Here is a 20,147-nt window from a genome sequence, read left to right on the forward strand (position 1 = left end):
GGGCGGCGCGGTGAGCGGTTCAGATGAGCGCGGCACCCGCCAGATGTTAGATCACGCTACGTGGTGGAGATGTCGCCGTACGGAAGGGGTGCCGGCCCGGGTCGTCGGGGTCTCGCTCGCGTAGTCGAGCGCGTGCACCGTCACGAACTGCGGTTCGATGCGCATGAAGACCGGGACGAAGGGCTCGCCGTCCACGGACTCCGGCTCGGCGCCGAAGGCCGCGAGCTCCTCCTCGGTCGGCTCGACGATCTCCGCCGTGCCGGTGAACTGCACGGACCACAGGTGCTCGGAGCCCGAGTTGAAGTTGTCCGCCCCGTACGCGACGACGCTTCCGTTGCAGGCGCGGTGGTAGCCGAGCCCCTGGTGCAGCCGGAGCAGGACACGGCCGTCGGACACGATGTGCCGGGCGGGGGCGACGAACGGCATCGCCCGCATGCTCGTCGCCACTCGGCCGTAGGACACTCGGCCGAGGAGCTCGATGGCGCGGTTCTCGTCGGTGGACATGGTTCCACTCTCCGCCACCGGCACCCTGTCGGGAAAGGGGCCCCTGCCCCGGTTGGGCGGGGACGTAGGTCCCGAAAACGGCCGAAGGCCCCGGGCTGGTCCGTACGGGTGAGGCACGGTCCGGCCGGGGCCCGCGGGAGGCCGTGCCGGGTCAGTGCCGCTCGGCCTGGAGCCGCGCCACATAGGCCGCGGCCTGCGAGCGGCGCTCCATGCCCAGCTTCGACAGCAGGCTGGAGACGTAGTTCTTGATGGTCTTCTCCGCCAGGTGGAGCCGCTCGCCGATCACCCGGTTCGTCAGGCCCTCGCCGATCAGGTCCAGGATCTTGCGCTCCTGGTCCGTCAGGTTGGCGAGCTTGTCGTCACCCTTCGGGTTGTTGCCGTCGCGCAGCCGCTCCAGGACGCGGGCGGTCGCCACCGGGTCGAGCAGCGACTTGCCGGCCGCCACGTCCCGCACGGCGTTCAGCAGTTCGTTGCCCCGGATCGCCTTGAGGACATAACCCGAGGCCCCGGCCATGATCGCGTCGAAGAGCGCCTCGTCGTCGGCGTACGAGGTGAGCATCAGGCACTTGATCGACTCGTTCTGCGAACGGATCTCGCGGCACACCTCCACTCCGCTGCCGTCCGGCAGCCGCACGTCGAGCACGGCGACGTCGGGGCGGGTCGCGGGGATCCTGACCAGCGCGTCCGCCGCCGTTCCGGCCTCGCCGACCACCTCGATGTCGCTTTCCACGGAGAGCAGCTCGTGGACGCCGCGCCGGACGACTTCGTGGTCGTCCAGCAGAAATACCGTGATTTTTCCTTCTTCGCGCACGCAGCCAGTCTCACATATTGGCTCTTCCCGCGCCCGGGGTGCGCGGGATAACGTGCCGGGTGTTCCGGCGGCCCCTCGAAGCCGCTCCCGACGCGCTGACCAGCCGCGCTTCCCGCTTTTCTCGATTTACTTGGAAATCCAAGCAAAATCGCAGGTCAAGTGGGGTTTCGCGGGAATGCTGCGCTGTGGGTAACGTGCCTATGACAGGGGCGCTCGCCGGGGCACCTGTCACGCCCGACCCCGGCCGCGTCGCACCCACCCCGTGCGAAGGGTACGGATAAGGCGGAGAGCCGCACTGGCCTTACCGGCGAACCCGGGGGCCGGACCGACGGAGGAGCACGCACGTGACCGTGGAGAGCACTGCCGCGCGCAAGACGACGCGACGCAGCAGCGGCACCAAGCGCACCGCAAGCGCGAGCACGAGCACCACCAAGAAGACGAGCACGCGCGCCGAGGCGGACGCTGTGGAGCCCGAGCTCGTCCAGCTGCTGACGCCCGAGGGAGAGCGCGTCCAGCACCCCGACTACGACATCGACCTGAGCGCCGAGGAACTGCGCGGCCTGTACCGCGACATGGTTCTCAGCCGTCGGTTCGACGCCGAGGCCACCGCGCTCCAGCGCCAGGGCGAGCTGGGCCTGTGGGCCTCGCTGCTCGGCCAGGAGGCCGCCCAGATCGGCTCCGGCCGCGCCCTGCGGGACGACGACTACGTCTTCCCCACCTACCGTGAGCACGCCGTCGCCTGGTGCCGCGGGGTCGACCCCACCAATCTCCTCGGAATGTTCCGCGGTGTGAACAACGGTGGCTGGGATCCCAGCAGCAACAATTTCCACCTGTACACGATCGTTCTCGGCTCGCAGACCCTGCACGCCACCGGCTACGCCATGGGCATCGCCAAGGACGGCGCGGATTCCGCCGTGATCGCGTACTTCGGTGACGGCGCCTCAAGCCAGGGAGACGTGAACGAGTCGTTCGTCTTCTCCGCGGTGTACAACGCCCCGGTCGTGTTCTTCTGCCAGAACAACCAGTGGGCCATTTCCGAGCCCATCGAGAAGCAGACCCGCGTCCCGCTCTACCAGCGCGCCCGCGGCTTCGGCTTCCCCGGCGTCCGCGTCGACGGCAACGACGTCCTCGCGTGCCTGGCCGTGACCCGGTCGGCGCTGGAGCGCGCCCGCCGCGGCGAGGGCCCGACGCTCATCGAGGCGTACACCTACCGCATGGCCGCCCACACCACCTCCGACGACCCGACCCGCTACCGCCGTGACGCGGAGCGCGAGGAGTGGGAGGCGAAGGACCCGATCGCGCGCCTCAAGGCGTACATGGAGAACGAGGGCCACGCCGACGCGGCCTTCTTCGAGGAGCTCGAAGCCGAGAGCGAGGCGCTCGGCAAGCAGGTCCGCGAGGTCGTGCGCGCCATGCCCGTCCCGGAGCACATGGCGATCTTCGACAACGTGTACGCGGACGGGCACGCGCTCGTCGACGAGGAGCGCGCGCAGTTCGCCGCCTACCAGGCGTCCTTCGAGGGCGGAGAGGCCGAGTAACCATGGCTGTTCAGAAGCTTCCCCTCGCCAAGGCGCTCAACGAGTCGCTGCGCAAGGCCCTGGAGACCGACCCCAAGGTCCTGATCATGGGCCTGGACGTCGGCAAGCTCGGCGGTGTCTTCCGGATCACCGACGGTCTGCAGAAGGACTTCGGCGAGGACCGGGTCATCGACACCCCGCTCGCCGAGTCCGGCATCGTCGGCACCGCGATCGGTCTCGCGCTGCGCGGCTACCGCCCGGTCGTGGAGATCCAGTTCGACGGCTTCGTCTTCCCGGCGTACGACCAGATCGTGTCCCAGCTGGCGAAGATGCGGGCCCGTTCGCTCGGCACCGTGAAGATGCCGATCGTCATCCGCATCCCGTACGGCGGCGGCATCGGCGCCGTCGAGCACCACTCCGAGTCCCCCGAGTCGCTCTTCGCGCACGTCGCGGGCCTCAAGGTGGTCACCCCGGCGAACCCCTCCGACGCCTACTGGATGCTCCAGCAGGCGATCCAGAGCGACGACCCGGTCATCTTCTTCGAGCCCAAGCGCCGCTACTGGGACAAGGGCGAGCTCGACACCGAGGCCATCCCGGGCGAGCTGCACAAGGCCCGGGTCGCCCGCGAGGGCACGGACCTCACCCTGGTGGCCTACGGCCCGATGGTCAAGACCTGCCTGGAGGCGGCCGAGGCCGCCGCCGAGGAGGGCAAGTCGGTCGAGGTCGTGGACCTGCGCTCGATCTCCCCGCTCGACTTCGACACCATCCAGGCCTCGGTCGAGAAGACCCGCCGCCTGGTCGTCGTCCACGAGGCGCCGGTGTTCTTCGGCTCCGGCGCGGAGATCGCCGCCCGGATCACCGAGCGCTGCTTCTACCACCTGGAGGCCCCCGTCCTGCGGGTCGGCGGCTACCACGCGCCGTATCCGCCGGCGCGCCTGGAGGAGGAGTACCTGCCGGGTCTGGACCGCGTGCTCGACGCCGTCGACCGCTCGCTGGCGTACTGAGGAGAGCACCGTGACGATCCGCGAATTCAAGATGCCCGACGTGGGCGAGGGCCTGACCGAGGCCGAGATCCTCAAGTGGTACGTCCAGCCCGGTGACACCGTCACCGACGGCCAGGTCGTCATCGAGGTCGAGACGGCCAAGGCGGCCGTCGAGCTGCCGATCCCCTTCGACGGCACGGTCCACGAGCTGCTCTTCCCCGAGGGCACCACGGTCGACGTCGGCCAGGTCATCATCTCGGTGAACGTCGGCGGCGACGCACCGGCGCCGGAGGCCCCGGTGGCCGTCAGCGCCCCCGCGCCCGCCCCGGCTCCCGCCGAGGCGGAGCCGCAGGGCCGCCAGCCGGTCCTCGTCGGCTACGGCGTGGCCGCCAGCTCCACCAAGCGCCGGCCGCGCAAGGCGGAAGGCACGAGCGCCCCGGCGCCCGCGGCCACCGCCGCGCCCGTCGCCCCCGCGCCGGCCGCCCCCGCGCCCGTCGCCGTCTCCGTGCCGGAGCAGCTCAACGGGCACGCATCGGGGGCCGGACGGCCGCTGGCCAAGCCGCCGGTCCGGAAGCTCGCGAAGGACCTCGGCGTCGATCTGGCGACGGTCACCCCGACCGGTCCGGACGGCATCATCACCCGCGAGGACGTCCACGCGGCGGCCGCCCCGGCGCCCGCGCCGGTGGTCGAGGCCCCCGCTCCGGTCGCGGCCCCCGCGCCCGTGGCGGCTCCGGTCGCGGCTCCCGCCGTGGCGGCGGAGGCCCGGGAGACCCGTGTCCCCATCAAGGGGGTACGGAAGGCCACGGCGGCCGCGATGGTGGGTTCGGCCTTCACCGCGCCGCACGTCACCGAGTTCGTGACCTTCGACATCACGCGCACGATGAAGCTGGTCGAGGAGCTCAAGTCCGACAAGGACATGGCGGGCCTGCGGGTCAACCCGCTCCTCCTCATCGCCAAGGCCGTGCTCGTCGCGGTCAAGCGCAACCCGGAGATCAACGCTGCCTGGGACGAGGCGGCGCAGGAGATCGTCCTCAAGCACTACGTGAACCTGGGCATCGCCGCGGCCACCCCGCGCGGTCTGATCGTGCCGAACATCAAGGACGCGCACGCCCAGACCCTGCCCGAGCTCTCGAAGTCGCTGAGCGAGCTCGTCGCCACCGCCCGCGAGGGCAAGACCACCCCGGCGGCGATGCAGGGCGGCACCTTCACCATCACCAACGTCGGCGTCTTCGGCGTCGACACCGGTACGCCCATCCTGAACCCCGGCGAGTCCGCGATCCTCGCGGTCGGCGCGATCAAGCTCCAGCCGTGGGTCCACAAGGGCAAGGTGAAGCCGCGCCAGGTCACCACCCTCGCGCTCTCCTTCGACCACCGCCTGGTCGACGGCGAGCTCGGCTCCAAGTTCCTGGCGGACATCGCCGCGATCCTGGAGAACCCGAAGCGTCTCATCACCTGGGCGTAACGCCCTATGTGACCGTTTCACGTGAAACAGGCCCGTCCGTATCGCGGACGGGCCTGTTTGTTGCACCTCTGTTGTATCTAAGCTGTGTTCATGGCATCCGCACCCCCAGCAGCCGACCGTGTGTACATGCACGTCAAGCAGGCCGTCCTCGAACGGCGCTACGAAGGCGGGACGCTCCTCACCGAAGGCGAACTCGCCGAGGCCGTCGGCGTCTCCAGGACCCCCGTCCGCGAGGCACTCCTCAAGCTGGAGATGGAAGGGCTGCTCAAGCTCTACCCGAAGAAGGGCGCCCTCGTCCTCGCCGTCTCCGCCCAGGAGATCGCCGACGTCGTCGAGACCCGGCTGCTCGTCGAGGAGTTCGCCGTCCGCCGGGCCGTGCCCGCGCCCGCGACGCTGATCGCCCGCCTCGAAGAGCTCCTGGAGGAACAGAAGCGGCGCGCCGAGGCCGGCGACCTCGCCGAAGTCGCCGTCACCGACCGCTGCTTCCACGCCGAGATCGTCCGCCACGCCGGCAACCAGATCCTCTCCCGGCTCTACGACCAGCTCCGCGACCGCCAGCTCCGCATGGGCGTCGCCGTGATGCAGTCCCAGCCCGACCGGGTCGCCAAGAACATCACCGAACACGCCGAGATCCTCGACCGGATCCGCGCCGGCGACGTCGAGGGCGCCGCCCACTGCGTCCGCCAGCACCTCAGCTGGGTCAAGGTCCTGGTCCGGGGTGAGGACCGGTGAACAGGTCCTACGGATCGGCCGTCACCCTCCCGGGAGACCCGCCCGGCGGCCGCCGCGCCGCCCTCGTGTGGGGCGTCGGCGTCTCCGTCTACTTCGTCGCCGTCATCTTCCGCACGTCCCTGGGCGTCGCCGGCCTGGACGCCGCCGACCGCTTCGACGTCAACGCCTCCGCGCTCTCCACCTTCTCCATACTCCAGCTGCTGGTCTACGCGGGCATGCAGATACCCGTCGGCCTCATGGTCGACCGGCTCGGCACCAAGAAGGTGCTGGCCCTGGGCGTCGTCCTCTTCACCGTCGGCCAGCTCGGCTTCGCGCTCTCCCCCTCGTACGGCACCGCGCTCGCCTCCCGCGCCCTCCTCGGCTGCGGCGACGCCATGACGTTCATCAGCGTCCTGCGCCTCGGCAGCCGCTGGTTCCCGGCCCGCAGGGGCCCGCTGATCGCCCAGCTCGCCGGGCTCATCGGCATGGCGGGCAACCTCGTCTCCACCGTCTTCATCGCCCGCGCCCTGCACGGCCTCGGCTGGACGACCACCTTCGTCGGCAGCTCCCTCGCGGGCGTCCTCGTCCTCGTCCTGCTGCTGATCCTCCTCAAGGACCACCCCGAGGGCCACGAGCCCGAGCCCTCCTCGCACGCGGGCGCCGCCTTCGTGCGACGCCAGATCGCCGAGTCGTGGCGGGAACCCGGCACCCGGCTCGGCATGTGGGTGCACTTCACCACCCAGTTCCCCGCCATGGTGTTCCTGCTGCTCTGGGGGCTGCCGTACCTCGTCGAGGCGCAGGGCCTGTCCCGGTCCACGGCCGGGACGCTGCTCACCCTCGTGGTGCTCTCCAACATGGTCGTCGGCCTCGCGTACGGGCAGATCATCGCCCGCCACCACACGGCCCGCGCCCCGCTCGCCCTCGGCACCGTGGCGGCCACCGCCCTCCTGTGGGGGACCACCCTCGCGTACCCCGGCGACCACGCCCCGATGTGGCTGCTGATCACCCTGTGCGTGGTGCTCGGGGCCTGCGGACCGGCGTCGATGATCGGCTTCGACTTCGCCCGCCCGGCCAATCCGCCGGAGCGTCAGGGGACCGCGTCCGGCATCGTCAACATGGGTGGTTTCATCGCCTCGATGACGACGCTGCTCGCCGTGGGCGTGCTGCTCGACGCGACCGGCGACAACTACCGGATCGCGTTCTCGTCGGTCTTCGTCCTGGAGGCGGTCGGCGTGGTGCAGATCCTGCGCCTCAAGGCCCGCACCCACCGCAGGGAACGGGAACGGCTCGTCGCCAGCCGCGTGGAAGCCGTCCACGTACCGGCGTAGCCCGACGGCCCCGGAACTAACGCGGGGTCACCGAGAAGTTGTCCAGGATGGCCCGCGCCAGGTCCTCGTCGCCCTCCGCCTTGACGCGGTCGGCGACGTCGGCCGGACGGACCCGGCCGCAGGCGAGCCGGAAGTACGTCTCCCAGTCCATCGCCAGCGTCACCGCGGGGCCGAGGGACGGGGCGCCGTCGATCGAGCCGCGGCCCTCCGCGTCGACCCGCACGGTCCGCAGGAACTCCACCGGGCCGGTCACGTCGAGGACCACCGCCGACGACGGAGGAGCGCCCGCGTCCTTGGCGACCACCTTGGGCAGCGCGTCGAGGAGCAGGTCGCGGGTGACGTGCGCGCCGGCCGAGTCCAGGTTGCCCGGCACGTCGAGCGCCGTCCGCAGGTCCTGCTCGTGCACCCACACGTCGAAGGCGCGCAGCCGGTAGGCCAGTTCGAGGGACTGCTCGGCGCCGAGAGGGGCGCGGATCAGGTGCTCGGGGGAGCGGTTCTCGTTGCGGAGCTGGCGGGCCCGGCGGATCAGGATGTACTCCAGCTCGGAGGTCATCTCCGGCGCGGTGTGGTGCCGCCGCACATCGACCTGGACCTCCATGTAGCGCGCGAAGTCACTGCGTACGTGGTACAGATCGCGCGGCAGGGAGTGGATCGGGCGCGGGTCGCCCAGCATCTCGGTCTCCATGCCGATGACATGGGAGACGATGTCCCGCACCGACCAGCCGACGCAGGGCGTCGGCCGGTTCCATTCGCCCTCCACGAGCGGCTGCACCAGCTCGGCTATCGCCTCGATGGAGTGGGTCCAGGCGTCGGCGTAGTTCTGGAGGCTGGGATGGACGGTCACGGGACCCCTCGGCGGTTCTTCGGTGCGCGGGCTGAAAACACGACTGGACGGGCGGCTTGGACGCTAAGTTACGCTGCCCGGAGGCACCCCGGCAGTGCTTTCGTGTGACGATCGTAGGCCGGTGTTGACGGCTCGAATGCCAGGACGGTGGTAGTGTGCGCGCCTCGCTGATCCAGATCGCGGTAGACCCGGACGAACCGGTCGACGCCCGGCGCGCCCGCGTGGCACGTCTCGTACGGGAGGAATCCGGCCGCGCCGACCTCGTCGTCCTGCCGGAGCTGTGGACGGTCGGCGCGTTCGCGTCGGATCTGTTCGCCGCCGAGTCGGAGCCGCTGAACGGCCCGACGCACCGGGCGATGGCGGCGGCGGCCCGGGACGCCGGTGTGTGGCTGCACGCCGGTTCGTTCGTCGAGGCGGAGGGCGGCGCCCTCTACAACACCTCGCTGGTCCTCTCCCCGGACGGTGAACTCGCCGCCTCCTACCGGAAGATCCACCGCTTCGGCTTCGACAAGGGCGAGGCGGTGATGATGGCCGCCGGCGAGGACCTCGTCACCGTCGACCTGCCGCACCTCACCGTCGGCGTCGGCACCTGCTACGACCTGCGTTTCCCTGAGCTCTTCCGGGGCCTGGTCGACGCCGGGGCGCAGGCCTTCGTCGTCCCCGCCGGCTGGCCGGCCCTCCGCCGCGCCCACTGGACGCTGCTGGCCCGGGCCAGGGCCGTGGAGAACCAGGCGTACGTCCTGGCCTGCGGCACGGCGGGCACCCACGCGGGCGTCGAGCAGGCCGGTCACTCGATCGTCGTCGACCCCTGGGGCGAGGTGCTGGCCGAGGCGGGACCGGACGAGGAGACCCTCCGCGTGGTCCTGGACCCCGCCAAGGTCACCACGACCCGCGAGCAGTTCCCGGCCCTCAAGGACCGGGTCCTGGGCATCGCGGCACCCCGCAGGGCCTGAGCCCGCGCGCGGGCCGGTACCGCGACTCCGCTCGGAGCGGCGCCGAGCGGGGGAGCGGGGGCGGGATCGGCGACGTACCAATCGGCGGCGATTGGCTCTGGGAAGGCGGACGGGCGGTCCACACACTGGGGCCCATGAGCCATGCCGAACGGGACCACGCCGCCAACTCGCCGTCCGTCGCCGACCCGTCACCGCGCCCCGAGACGCTCGCCGTCCATCCGCCGCAGGTGGAGGTCGCGGGCAGCAGGCCGCTCGGTGTCCCGCTGCACCAGGGGCACGTGTTCGCCTTCGACTCGGCCGACGACCTCGCCACCGCCTTCACGTCCACGACCGCCTTCCTCTACAGCCGGCACGGCAACCCCACCGTGCGCACCCTGGAGAACGCCGTCGCCCGCCTCGAAGGGGGCAGTGCCGGGATCTCCTTCGCGTCGGGGATGGGCGCGATCAACTCCGTCCTCCATTCCCTGCTCGCCAGCGGCGGCCACGTCATCGCGCAGACCTGCCTGTACGGCGGCACGTACGCGGTGCTCGGCGACCTGGCCACCCGCTGGGGCGTCGACGTCACGTACGTCAGCGGCACGGACCCGGAGGAGGTGCGGGCGGCGCTGCGGCCCGAGACCCGGCTGCTCTACCTGGAGACCATCGCCAACCCGACGACCCGGGTCTCCGACATCCCCGCGCTCGCCGCCGTCGCCGCCGAGGCCGGGGTGCCGGTCGCCGTCGACAACACCTTCGCGTCGCCGCTGCTCTTCCGGCCCCTGGAACACGGTGCGGACATCGTCGTGCACTCGGCCACCAAGTACCTCGCCGGGCACGGGGACGTGCTCGGCGGTGTCGCCGTCTTCAAGGACGCGGAGCTGTACGGAAGGGTCCGGCGGCACGCCGTCGAACAGGGCGCGTCCACCGACCCGTTCGCCGCGTGGCTCACCCTGCGGGGGATGCAGACCCTGTCGCTGCGCGTGGAGCGGCAGTGCGCGAGTGCCGCCGAGATCGCCGCGCGGCTCGCCTCGCACCCGGCGGTCGCGGCCGTCCGGCACCCTTCCCTGGCGAGTCACCCGGACCGTGACATCGCGGCCCGCATGCTGACCGGCGGGGGCGGCGGCGTGATCTCGGTCGATCTGGCGGGCGGCCGGGACGCGGGCCGTACGTTCGTCGAGTCCGTACGGCTCGCCTCCCTGAGCGTCTCCCTCGGCGATGTGAAGACCCTGGTCATGCACCCGGCGTCGACCTCCCACCACCAGCTCGACGCGGCGGCCCTCGCGGCGGCCGGCATCGGTCCCGGCACGGTCCGTGTCTCGATCGGCATCGAGCACGTCGAGGACCTGTGGGAGGACCTGGACCAGGCGCTGGCGAAGGCCGTCTGAGCGGGGCTCAGTCCTCCCGTTCGCGCTCGGCCATCCGGATGACGCAGACGGCCACGGCGACGAGGAGGGCGGCGTCGGCGTCCTCGCGGACGACGTTCACGGCGTAGGTCTCGCGGACGTGGAACCACTGCCGGGAGATGTGGGCGAGGAGTTCGCCGTCGTACTCGACGGTGAACTCCCGGTCCAGGACGCGGCCGCTGACGTCCAGTTCGGTGCCTTCGACCAGGGTCACGCGGTAGTGGTTGCGGAGCAGGGAGAGGCGTTTGCGGCGGATGGTGGCGAGCGGCCGGTCGTCGCGCTCGATCGTCATCGCGTCGCGCAGGCTGAACATCTTCTGCCGCAGGGTGACGAGGACCTGCCCGTCGGGGTCCTTCAGCTCCAGGGTGTCGCGCAGCCGCATGGCCTTGCCGTCGACGAGGAAGGCGTGGCGGCCCTGCTCGTCCTCGATCCAGTAGTCGTCGCCGATCGCGAAGATCTTGTCCCGCACGAGATATTTCACGGCGTCATCCCTGCCCCGTAAGAACCGGTTTCACCCGAAGCGCCTCGCTCATCCGAAGTACCGGGTGAAGGCGTCGGGGGTCGCGCCGAGCATCTCGCCGAAGGGCGAGTCGAGCTGATGGATCAGCAGGACGGTGAACGCGATGAAGCCGGACAGGCCCATCACCATCACCACGTGGGTCGTGCTCCGCTTGATGCCGAAGAGGAACATGAACGCCAGGGTCAGCGCGCCGCCGATGAGCAGCCCCGTCCACAGCACGGGGGAGAGCCGTTCCTGCGCGGCCGCCTCCCGGCCGCGCCGGGCGTCGTCGACGTAGCCGAGCTGGGCGAGGACCTCCTGGGCGGCGATGTGTTCGGAGACCCGGTCGGAGTCGGTGACCTCGCCCGCCCGCCGCAGCTGTTCGAGGAGTTTCCAGCCGGAGGTGTCGAGCTGTTCGCGTGCGGCCATCACCGGCCACTCGACGTCGACGACGTGCCGCGCGTACGTCCGGGCCGCGTCCCGCAGGGGCTGCCGGTGGGACGCGGGGAGCGCGTCCGCGAGCAGATAGGTCTGGTGCAGGGCGCTGGCCTCGGCCTGTACGTGGTCGTCGGCGGCGGAGCGGGTGTCCCAGACGGACACCAGGCAGAGGCCGAGCACGACGGCGTAGAGGACCGACACCATCATGGCGATGTACTCGGCGACGTCCTCGCGTGGCTCCTCGTCCTCGCCGACGGGGAACAGCTTGGTCTTGGCGACGACGGCGAGCGCGGCGACGAAGGCGACCCCGAGCACCACGACGAGCGTTTCGAACAGGGCCACGGTCACTTCCCCCGGCTGCCGAGAAGGGCCGCCGCGACGGCCGCCGGAATCAGCAGCAGCAACAGCATCGCCACCACCCCGAACTCGTCCGCCTCCCGCGCCCGCCGCCGCACCCGCCCCAGGAACCCCTCGGAGTCGAGCCCCACCGCCTCCCCGATCTCCGCACGAGGAGGTACGGCTCCGACCCCTCCCGCCCCACCCCCGACTCCCCCACCCCCCACGCCGGAAAGCCCACCGGGGCCGGTGGCGCCGGTGGTGCCGGTGGTGCCAGCGGTGCCGGTGGTGCCGGTAGTGCCGGTAGTGCCTGCGGCGCCGGCGACACCAGGAGGACCGGCCGCGGCGGGAGCGCCGGGCGCGGCGGCGGCACCAGGCCCGCCGACCGCACCACGAGCACCGGGAGCACCGGGCGCGCCGGGAGCGCCAGCAGCCCCCGCAGCCCCCGCGTTCCCCCGTGGCCGCACCCGCGCCGGGGCAGCCGTACGCGCGAGCGTGAAGACGGCGGAGGCGCGGGCGGTGAGGGTGGGGGCGGGGAGGCGGCGGCCGCCGGGGCCGTAGGTGGGGACGCGGTCGCTGCCGGTGGCGACGCCGGTGCTCCGGTGGGTGCCGGGAGGCTTCCGTACCGTCGCCGTGCAGCGGGCGGACGCCCCGGGCGCGAGCAGGGGCACGGTTCCGGCCCGCCCGCCGCAGTCGAGGGGGGCCCCGGGCGCCGAACGCCCGGCCCGTGGCCGCGTGCCCAGGCCCAGCGCCGGGTCGGTGAGGCGGAGGGCGTGGAGGGGGCGGTTGCCGTGGTTGGTGAGGGTGTAGGTGACGGTGGCGGTGCCGCGGCCAGGGGGGCCGACGGTGACGTGTTCGGTGAGGCGGAGGGCGCCGGCGACGGCGGTGTAGCCGGTGCGGGTGGTGGCGGTGAGGCGGCGGTGGAGGGAGGGGACGTCGCCTTCGACGCGCACGGTGGCGCGGTGGGTGCCGGGGACGGCGGGGACGCGGGCGACGCACTCCAGCTCGCCGAGCGCGGCGAGGACCTCGCGGGGGCAGCGGACGACGCCGCCGGGGGCCGTGGGGTCGAGGACGCGGACGCCGTAGAGGTGGGCCTCGCCGCGGTTGACGAGCCGGTAGCGCTTCACGAGCGGGGCCCCGGTGCGTACGACCGGGGGGCGTACGCCGGTGTGGGGGCGTCCGTTCACGGTCACCGTGACGCGCAGGGCGCCGTCGCCGACGCCGCCGGCCCAGGCGGGGTGCCCGGGCAGGGCGAGGGTCCCCGGCAGGGCGAGGAGGGCGACCGCGAGGAAGCCGCCGCTCACTCGGTGGAAGCAATGGTCCGATGATCTGATCAAGCGCTCCGCCATGCCCGCCATGCTGACCAGCCGACCCCCGCGACCCGGCCCCCGGACACGCGCCCCCGCCCCACCCGGCCCCCACAATCCACCCGTACGGCACTCTTGAACCATGAACGACTCCGCGCACGCACCCGCGCCCCGCCGTGCCCGTGTCCGCGCCCCCGAGCTGATCGGCAAGGGCGGCTGGCTGAACACGGGTGGAGACGAACTGACCCTCGCCGATCTGCGAGGAAAGATCGTTCTGCTCGACTTCTGGACCTTCTGCTGTGTGAACTGCCTGCACGTCCTCGACGAGCTCCGCGACCTGGAGGAGAAGCACCGCGACACCCTGGTGATCGTCGGCGTCCACTCGCCCAAGTTCGTGCACGAGGCCGAGCACCAGGCCGTCGTCGACGCCGTCGAGCGGTACGAGGTCCACCACCCCGTCCTCGACGACCCGGAACTCGCGACCTGGAAGCAGTACGCCGTCCGCGCCTGGCCGACCCTCGTGGTGATCGACCCCGAGGGGTACGTCGTCGCCCAGCACGCCGGCGAGGGACACGCGAACGCGATCCGCACCCTCGTCGAGGAGCTGGAGGCCGAGCACGAGGCCAAGGGCACGCTGCGCCGCGGCGACGGCCCCTACGTGGCGCCGGAGCCGGTCGCGACCGACCTCCGCTTCCCCGGCAAGGCGGTCGTCCTCGCCAACGGGAACTTCCTGGTCTCCGACACCACCCGGCACCAGCTCGTCGAGCTCGCGGCGGACGGCGAGACCGTCGTACGGCGCATCGGCGAGGGCGTGTTCCGCGAGCCGCAGGGCCTCGCCACCCTCCCCGACGGCCGGATCGTCGTCGCCGACACCGTGAACCACTCGCTGCGCGTCCTCGACCCGGAGACCGGCGGGATCGAGCTGGTCGCCGGCACCGGCCGGCAGTGGTGGCAGGGTTCCCCCACCTCCGGCCCCGCCCTGGAGGTCGACCTGTCCTCGCCGTGGGACGTGGCCTGGTGGCAGGGCAAGGTGTGGATCGCCATGGCCGGCGTCCACCAGCTGTGGACGTACGACCCGGAGAGCGGGACCGTCGAGGTCGCCGCCGGCACCACCAACGAGGGGCTCGTCGACGGGCCCGCCGCCGAGGCCTGGTTCGCGCAGCCGTCCGGACTCGCCGCCACCGAGGACCGGCTGTGGATCGCCGACTCCGAGACCAGCGCCGTCCGCTGGATCGAGCGGGACGGCCAGGGGTACGCCGTGCGCACCGCCGTCGGCACCGGCCTCTTCGACTTCGGCCACCGCGACGGCGCCGCCGACCAGGCCCTGCTCCAGCACCCGCTGGGCGTCACCGCGCTCCCGGACGGCTCGGTCGCCGTCTCCGACACGTACAACCACGCCCTGCGCCGCTACGACCCCGCCACCGGCGAGGTCACCACGCTCGCCACCGACCTGCGCGAGCCGAGCGGCGCGGTCCTCGTCGACGGCGACATCGTGGTCGTCGAGTCCGCCCGGCACCGGCTGACCCGGCTGCGGCTGCCCGAGGAGGCCGTCCAGGTCGAGTCCGCCGCCTACCGCACCCGGCGCGAGGCCACCGAGGTCGCCCCCGGCCGCCTCCGCCTGGACGTCGTCTTCCAGGCCCCGACCGGCCAGAAGCTCGACGAGCGCTACGGCCCGTCGACCCGGCTCCTGGTCTCCTCGACCCCGCCGGAGCTGCTCCTCGCGGGCGAGGGCACGGGCACGGACCTCTTCCGGGAGCTCGACCTGAACCCGGAGCTCACCGAGGGCGTCCTGCACGTCTCCGCCATGGCCGCCTCCTGCGACGACGACCCGGCGAACGAGTACCCCGCCTGCCACGTCCACCAGCAGGACTGGGGCGTCCCCCTGAAGGTCACCGCGGAGGGCGTCGCCCGCCTGCCGCTGATCCTCGCGGGCATGGACGGCTGAGCGACCGCCTGACGCGCGACCCCCTGGTCAGCCTTCGAGGAAGGCGACCAGGGCGTTCGCGAGGAGGTACGGGTCCTCGGCGCCGCACAGCTCGCGGGCGCTGTGCATCGACAGGCAGGCGATGCCGATGTCGACGGTGCTGATGCCGTGGCGGGCCGCCGTGATCGGGCCGATCGTCGTGCCGCACGGCATGTCGTTGTTGGAGACGAACGACTGCCACGGCACGCCGGCCTTCTCGCAGGCGGCGGCGAACACGGCCCGCCCGGCGCCGTCGGTGGCGTAGCGCTGGTTGACGTTGACCTTGAGGATCGGGCCGCCGTTGGGACGCGGGTGGTGCGTCGGGTCGTGGCGCTCCGCGTAGTTCGGGTGCACGGCGTGGCCGACGTCCGACGACAGACAGATCGAGCCCGCCAGCGAGCGCGCGCGGTCCTCGTAGGCCCCGCCGCGGGCGTAGACCGAGCGCTCCAGGACGTTGCCGAGGAGGGGGCCCTGGGCGCCGGTGTCGGCCTCCGAGCCGTTCTCCTCGTGGTCGAAGGCGGCCATGACCGGGATGTACGGCAGGTCCTCGCGGCCCGCGACGGCGACGAGCGCGGCGACGGCCGCGTGCACCGAGATGAGGTTGTCCATCCGCGGCCCGGCCACCAGCTCGCGGTCCCGGCCCAGGTAGGCGGGCGGCTCGATGGCGCTGACCATCAGGTCCCAGCCGGCCACGTCCTCGGCGTCGACGCCCGCCTCCCCGGCGACGAAGGCGATCAGGTCGCCCTCGTGGACGTCGCCCAGGCCCCAGATCGGCTGCATGTGCCGCTGGCGCTCCAGCTTCATCCCGTCGTTGACCCCGCGGTCCAGGTGGACGGCGAGCTGCGGCACCCGCAGCAGCGGCCGGTCGATGTTCACCAGCGTCTGCGAACCGTCGCGCAGCGTCAGCCGCCCGGCCAGGCCCAGGTCGCGGTCGAGCCAGCTGTTCAGCAGCGGCCCGCCGTAGATCTCCACGGCCACCTGCCGCCAGCCCCGCGCCCCCATGTCGGGCTTCGGCTTCACCCGCAGGTTCGGCGAGTCCGTGTGCGCGCCCACGATCCGGTACGGGGTGTGCGGCGCGGCGCCCTGGGGCACGAACCACGCGATGATCGCGCCCCCGCGCACCAGGTACTTCCCGCCCGTCGTCCCGTCCCAGGCCGCGGTCTCCTCGACCCGCCGGAAACCGGCCTTGTCCAACCGCTCCGCGGCGTTCGCCACCGCGTGGTACGGCGTCGGCGATGCCGCCAGGAAGGCCATCAGGTCGTCGGTGTGCCCGCGGTCGAAGGTGCCTGCGGTGGGACGGGAAGCTGCGCTGCTCATGGGGTCACCTTACGAAATAAATACAGCCCGCCCCCCTCCCCGGGGACGGGCTGTATTCCTCAGGACGGGGCGCGTGTCACGCGGCCCGTCCAGGTCTGGGACGGGGTTGCGTCTTAGAACGCGGCCTCGTCCAGGTCCATGACCGCGTTGTCGACGGCCTCGGCGAGGGCGCGCTCGGCGCCGACGCCCGGGAGGATGGTGGCGGCGAAGAACTTCGCGGCCGCGATCTTGCCCTGGTAGAAGGGGACGTCCTTGGCGGAGGCGCCGGCGGCGAGCTTCTCGGCGGCGACGGCGGCACCGCGGAGCAGCAGGTAGCCGACGACGACGTCGCCGGAGGCGAGCAGCAGGCGGGTGGTGTTGAGGCCGACCTTGTAGATGTTGCGGACGTCCTCGCCGGTGGCGGTGAGGTCCGTGATCATCGTGCCGACGATCGCCTCCAGGTCGACGGCCGCCTTGGCGAGCGAGTCGCGGGCGCCGGCCAGCTCCTCGCCGCCGGTGCCGACCGCGAGGAACTTCTTGATCTCCTCGGACAGCGCGTTCAGGGAGGCGCCCTGGTCGCGGACGATCTTGCGGAAGAAGAAGTCCTGGCCCTGGATGGCCGTGGTGCCCTCGTAGAGGGTGTCGATCTTGGCGTCGCGGATGTACTGCTCGATCGGGTACTCCTGCAGGAAGCCGGAGCCGCCGAAGGTCTGGAGCGACTGCGCGAGCTGCTCGTAGCCCTTCTCGGAGCCGTAGCCCTTGACGATCGGGAGCAGCAGGTCGTTCAGGCCGTGCAGGGCCTTCGCGTCCTCGCCGGCCGCTTCCTTGACCGCGATCTCGTCCTGCACGGAGGCCGTGTAGAGGACGAGGGAGCGCATGCCCTCGGCGTACGCCTTCTGCGTCATGAGCGAGCGGCGGACGTCGGGGTGGTGCGTGATGGTGACCTTGGGCGCGGCCTTGTCCATGAAGTTGGCCAGGTCGGTGCCCTGGACGCGCTCCTTGGCGTACTCCAGGGCGTTGAGGTAGCCCGTGGAGAGGGTGGAGATCGCCTTCGTGCCGACCATCATGCGGGCGAACTCGATGATGAGGAACATCTGGCGGATGCCCTCGTGCTTGTCGCCGATGAGCCAGCCCTTGGCGGGGTGCTTGTCGCCGAAGGTCATCTCGCAGGTGTTGGAGGCCTTGAGGCCCATCTTGTGCTCGACGTTCGTCGCGTAGACGCCGTTGCGCGCGCCCAGCTCGCCGGTCTCCCAGTCGAACTCGTACTTCGGGACGAGGAAGAGGGAGAGGCCCTTGGTGCCGGGTCCGGCACCCTCGGGGCGGGCGAGGACGTAGTGGAGGATGTTCTCCTCCATGTCGTGCTCACCGGAGGTGATGAAGCGCTTGACGCCCTCGATGTGCCAGGAGCCGTCCTCCTGCTGGACGGCCTTGGTGCGGCCGGCGCCGACGTCGGAGCCGGCGTCGGGCTCGGTGAGGACCATGGTGGAGCCCCAGCGCTTCTCGACCGCGATCTGGGCGACCTTCTTCTGCGCCTCGTTGCCCTCGTTGTAGAGGACGCCGGCGAACGCCGGGCCGGAGGAGTACATCCAGACGGCCGGGTTCGAGCCGAGCAGCAGCTCCGCGTAGGCCCAGACGAGGGAGCGCGGGGAGACGGTGCCGCCGATGCCCTCGGGGATGCCGAGGCGCCAGTACTCCGAGTCCATGAAGGCCTTGTAGGACTTCTTGAAGGAGGCGGGCACGGGGGCGGTGTTGGTCTCCGGGTCGAAGACCGGCGGGTTGCGGTCGGCGTCGGCGAAGGACTCCGCGAGCTCGTTCTCGGCGAGGCGGCGGATCTCGTCGAGGATGCTCTTCGCGGTCTCGACGTCCATCTCCTCGAACGGACCGGTGCCGTACACCTTGTCGCGGCCGAGCACCTCGAAGAGGTTGAACTCGATGTCGCGGAGATTCGACTTGTAGTGCCCCATGGCGACGGCTCCGTAAGGCTCGGGGAGGCAGGTTCCTCGTACACGTACCAGCGAGTAGCAACACGCTCTCTCCGATGATGCTACCCACCGGTAATAAGAGCAACCCCTTTCGGGTCATCTGTGACGCAGTAGGCTCGTGGCCCATGTACGGCTACGAGCAGAATCCGGGTGCCCAGCAGCAGTACGCGCCGCCCCCGCAGGGGCAGTACGCGCCCCAGGGCGGCATGCAGGGCGGGTACGGACAGCAGCAGGCGCCGCTCTATCCGGAGCCGTCGCCGCCCTCGCTCGCGGACGCCGTGCGCGCGTTCACGACCGGCACCCTCGCGCCGGAGGACTTCCAGCAGATCTTCGCGACCTCGAAGGTCTACTGCCCGCGCGGTGACAACCCCGGCTTCCTGGCCCTGCACAACACCCAGCAGCCGGTCATCCCGATGTTCACCTCGCTCAAGGAGCTGCGGCGGTACGCGGGCAAGGAGTCCAAGTACTTCGTGATCACCGGCGCCGAGGTGATCGACCTGCTGCCGACCGGCTACGGCTTCGTCCTCGACATGGAGGGCGACCACCGCATGGTCTTCGACGCGAAGGCCGTGGAGCAGATGGTCGACTTCGCGATGCGACGCATGTACGGCTGACCGACGCTGGTAGTCATGGGGCGCCCGGGAGGAATTCCTCCCGGGCGTTCCGCGTTCCTGGTGGCAAGAAGTTCAGTCTTCAACTAAAGTGGTCGTACAAGGTCGCACCTAGGAGGTCCGGTCATGCCCGCTGTGACTGTCGAGAACCCGCTCACCCTGCCGCGCGTCGCCGCCCCGGCCGACGCCGTCTCCCGCCCCGTCCTCGCCGTCACCACGGCCCCCCAGGGGTTCGAGGGAGAGGGCTTCCCGGTCCGGCGCGCGTTCGCCGGCATCAACTACCGGTACCTCGACCCGTTCATCATGATGGACCAGATGGGCGAGGTGGAGTACGCCCCCGGCGAGCCCAAGGGCACGCCCTGGCACCCCCACCGCGGCTTCGAGACCGTCACCTACATCATCGACGGCACCTTCGACCACCAGGACTCCAACGGCGGCGGCGGCACCATCACCAACGGCGACACCCAGTGGATGACCGCCGGCCAGGGCCTCCTCCACATCGAGGCCCCGCCGGAGTCCCTCGTCGTCAGCGGCGGCCTCTTCCACGGCCTCCAGCTGTGGGTCAACCTCCCCGCCGCCGACAAGATGATGGCCCCCCGCTACCAGGACATCCGCGGCGGCCAGGTCCAGCTGCTCACCTCCCCCGACGGCGGCGCCCTGCTCCGCGTCATCGCCGGCGAGCTCGACGGCCACGAGGGCCCCGGCATCACCCACACCCCGATCACGATGATCCACGCCACCCTGCGCCCCGGCGCCGAGATCAACCTCCCGTGGCGCGAGGACTTCAACGGCCTCGCCTACGTCCTCGCCGGCCGCGGCAGCGTCGGCGCCGACCGGCGGCCCCTCCACATGGGCCAGACCGCCGTCTTCGGCCAGGGCGGCGCGCTCACCGTCCGCGCCGACGAGAAGCAGGACGGGCACACCCCCGACCTGGAGGTCGTCCTCCTCGGCGGACGCCCCATCCGCGAGCCCATGGCCCACTACGGCCCGTTCGTCATGAACACCCAGGACGAACTCCGCCAGGCCTTCGAGGACTTCCAGGCCGGCCGCCTCGGCACCATCCCTGCGGTCCACGGAATGGGCGAGTAGCCGGTACGGGTCTCCCCGCGGGTCCTACGGGTCCCGCGGGTTCCCGCTGGGCCTACGGGTCCTACCGGTCCCGCGGGTCCCCGCTGTTGACGGGCCGTCACCCGTACGGCCGTCAGCGCGCGACGACACAC

Annotated in this window: 18 protein-coding genes; 10 read left to right on the plus strand and 8 right to left on the minus strand. The window is 71.6% G+C overall.

Going from position 1 to position 20,147, the window contains the following annotated elements; genetic code table 11:
- Positions 1-51 precede the first annotated feature (51 nt).
- Together ACZ7G1_RS19185 and ACZ7G1_RS19190 are read right to left on the minus strand one after the other, a co-directional pair.
- Positions 52-504, minus strand: coding sequence for a pyridoxamine 5'-phosphate oxidase family protein (locus ACZ7G1_RS19185; RefSeq protein WP_470874235.1), 453 nt, complete (start codon positions 502-504; stop codon positions 52-54).
- Between the two features lie 151 nt (positions 505-655).
- Positions 656-1,315 carry a response regulator gene (locus ACZ7G1_RS19190; RefSeq protein WP_470874237.1) on the minus strand — a complete coding sequence of 220 codons (660 nt, stop codon included), beginning with the start codon at positions 1,313-1,315 and terminating at the stop codon, positions 656-658.
- 344 nt (positions 1,316-1,659) lie between these two features.
- Between ACZ7G1_RS19190 and pdhA the strand changes: the two genes are divergently transcribed.
- The 5 genes from pdhA (at position 1,660) to ACZ7G1_RS19215 (ending at position 7,316) form a co-directional block, all read left to right on the plus strand.
- A complete protein-coding gene (pdhA, locus tag ACZ7G1_RS19195; RefSeq protein WP_470874238.1) occupies positions 1,660-2,853 on the plus strand; it encodes a pyruvate dehydrogenase (acetyl-transferring) E1 component subunit alpha in 1,194 nt (397 codons plus the stop codon).
- Between the two features lie 2 nt (positions 2,854-2,855).
- Positions 2,856-3,836, plus strand: a complete 981-nt coding sequence (locus ACZ7G1_RS19200) for an alpha-ketoacid dehydrogenase subunit beta (RefSeq protein WP_470874240.1) — start codon at positions 2,856-2,858, stop codon at positions 3,834-3,836.
- A 31-nt stretch (positions 3,837-3,867) separates the two neighbouring features.
- Entirely contained in the window at positions 3,868-5,277 is a 1,410-nt protein-coding gene (locus ACZ7G1_RS19205; RefSeq protein WP_470874403.1) for a dihydrolipoamide acetyltransferase family protein, read from the plus strand.
- A 90-nt stretch (positions 5,278-5,367) separates the two neighbouring features.
- Positions 5,368-6,009: a GntR family transcriptional regulator gene (locus ACZ7G1_RS19210; RefSeq protein ID WP_470874242.1), complete on the plus strand. Its 642-nt coding sequence runs from the start codon at positions 5,368-5,370 to the stop codon at positions 6,007-6,009.
- A complete protein-coding gene (locus ACZ7G1_RS19215; RefSeq protein ID WP_470874243.1) occupies positions 6,006-7,316 on the plus strand; it encodes an MFS transporter in 1,311 nt (436 codons plus the stop codon). The genes ACZ7G1_RS19210 and ACZ7G1_RS19215 overlap by 4 nt, the downstream gene beginning before the upstream one ends.
- Positions 7,317-7,332: 16 nt before the next feature.
- Here ACZ7G1_RS19215 and ACZ7G1_RS19220 read toward each other — a convergent pair whose 3' ends face one another.
- Positions 7,333-8,160, minus strand: coding sequence for a maleylpyruvate isomerase family mycothiol-dependent enzyme (locus ACZ7G1_RS19220; RefSeq protein ID WP_470874245.1), 828 nt, complete (start codon positions 8,158-8,160; stop codon positions 7,333-7,335).
- A 155-nt stretch (positions 8,161-8,315) separates the two neighbouring features.
- Here ACZ7G1_RS19220 and ACZ7G1_RS19225 point away from each other — a divergent pair, with 155 nt between their 5' ends.
- Both ACZ7G1_RS19225 and ACZ7G1_RS19230 read left to right on the plus strand, forming a co-directional pair.
- Entirely contained in the window at positions 8,316-9,113 is a 798-nt protein-coding gene (locus ACZ7G1_RS19225) for a carbon-nitrogen family hydrolase (RefSeq protein ID WP_470874246.1), read from the plus strand.
- Positions 9,114-9,247: 134 nt separating this feature from the next.
- A complete protein-coding gene (locus tag ACZ7G1_RS19230; RefSeq protein WP_470874247.1) occupies positions 9,248-10,477 on the plus strand; it encodes a trans-sulfuration enzyme family protein in 1,230 nt (409 codons plus the stop codon).
- A 7-nt stretch (positions 10,478-10,484) separates the two neighbouring features.
- Here the strand turns inward: ACZ7G1_RS19230 and ACZ7G1_RS19235 are convergent, their stop codons facing one another.
- From ACZ7G1_RS19235 to ACZ7G1_RS19245, 3 genes are read right to left on the minus strand one after another with little or no spacing between them, the layout of a single operon-like run.
- Entirely contained in the window at positions 10,485-10,976 is a 492-nt protein-coding gene (locus ACZ7G1_RS19235) for an LURP-one-related/scramblase family protein (RefSeq protein WP_470874249.1), read from the minus strand.
- Positions 10,977-11,024: 48 nt separating this feature from the next.
- On the minus strand, positions 11,025-11,774 hold the full coding sequence (locus tag ACZ7G1_RS19240) for a bestrophin-like domain (protein WP_470874251.1): 750 nt from the start codon (positions 11,772-11,774) through the stop codon (positions 11,025-11,027).
- 2 nt (positions 11,775-11,776) lie between these two features.
- Positions 11,777-13,117, minus strand: coding sequence for a COG1361 family protein (locus ACZ7G1_RS19245; RefSeq protein WP_470874252.1), 1,341 nt, complete (start codon positions 13,115-13,117; stop codon positions 11,777-11,779).
- Between the two features lie 100 nt (positions 13,118-13,217).
- On the opposite strand from ACZ7G1_RS19245, the gene ACZ7G1_RS19250 reads away from it, so the two are divergent.
- The gene (locus ACZ7G1_RS19250; RefSeq protein ID WP_470874254.1) at positions 13,218-15,020 is read left to right on the plus strand and encodes an NHL domain-containing thioredoxin family protein; all 1,803 of its coding nucleotides are present in this window, start codon (positions 13,218-13,220) and stop codon (positions 15,018-15,020) included.
- 27 nt (positions 15,021-15,047) lie between these two features.
- Here ACZ7G1_RS19250 and ACZ7G1_RS19255 read toward each other — a convergent pair whose 3' ends face one another.
- Together ACZ7G1_RS19255 and ACZ7G1_RS19260 are read right to left on the minus strand one after the other, a co-directional pair.
- The gene (locus ACZ7G1_RS19255) at positions 15,048-16,355 is read right to left on the minus strand and encodes a M18 family aminopeptidase (RefSeq protein ID WP_470874256.1); all 1,308 of its coding nucleotides are present in this window, start codon (positions 16,353-16,355) and stop codon (positions 15,048-15,050) included.
- Positions 16,356-16,468: 113 nt separating this feature from the next.
- A complete protein-coding gene (locus ACZ7G1_RS19260; RefSeq protein WP_470874258.1) occupies positions 16,469-18,298 on the minus strand; it encodes an acyl-CoA dehydrogenase in 1,830 nt (609 codons plus the stop codon).
- 143 nt (positions 18,299-18,441) lie between these two features.
- Here ACZ7G1_RS19260 and ACZ7G1_RS19265 point away from each other — a divergent pair, with 143 nt between their 5' ends.
- On the plus strand, positions 18,442-18,930 hold the full coding sequence (locus ACZ7G1_RS19265; protein WP_470874260.1) for an SseB family protein: 489 nt from the start codon (positions 18,442-18,444) through the stop codon (positions 18,928-18,930).
- A 123-nt stretch (positions 18,931-19,053) separates the two neighbouring features.
- Positions 19,054-20,016, plus strand: coding sequence for a pirin family protein (locus ACZ7G1_RS19270; RefSeq protein ID WP_470874262.1), 963 nt, complete (start codon positions 19,054-19,056; stop codon positions 20,014-20,016).
- Positions 20,017-20,147 lie beyond the last annotated feature (131 nt).

The organism is Streptomyces sp. NPDC037273 (assembly GCF_055603625.1).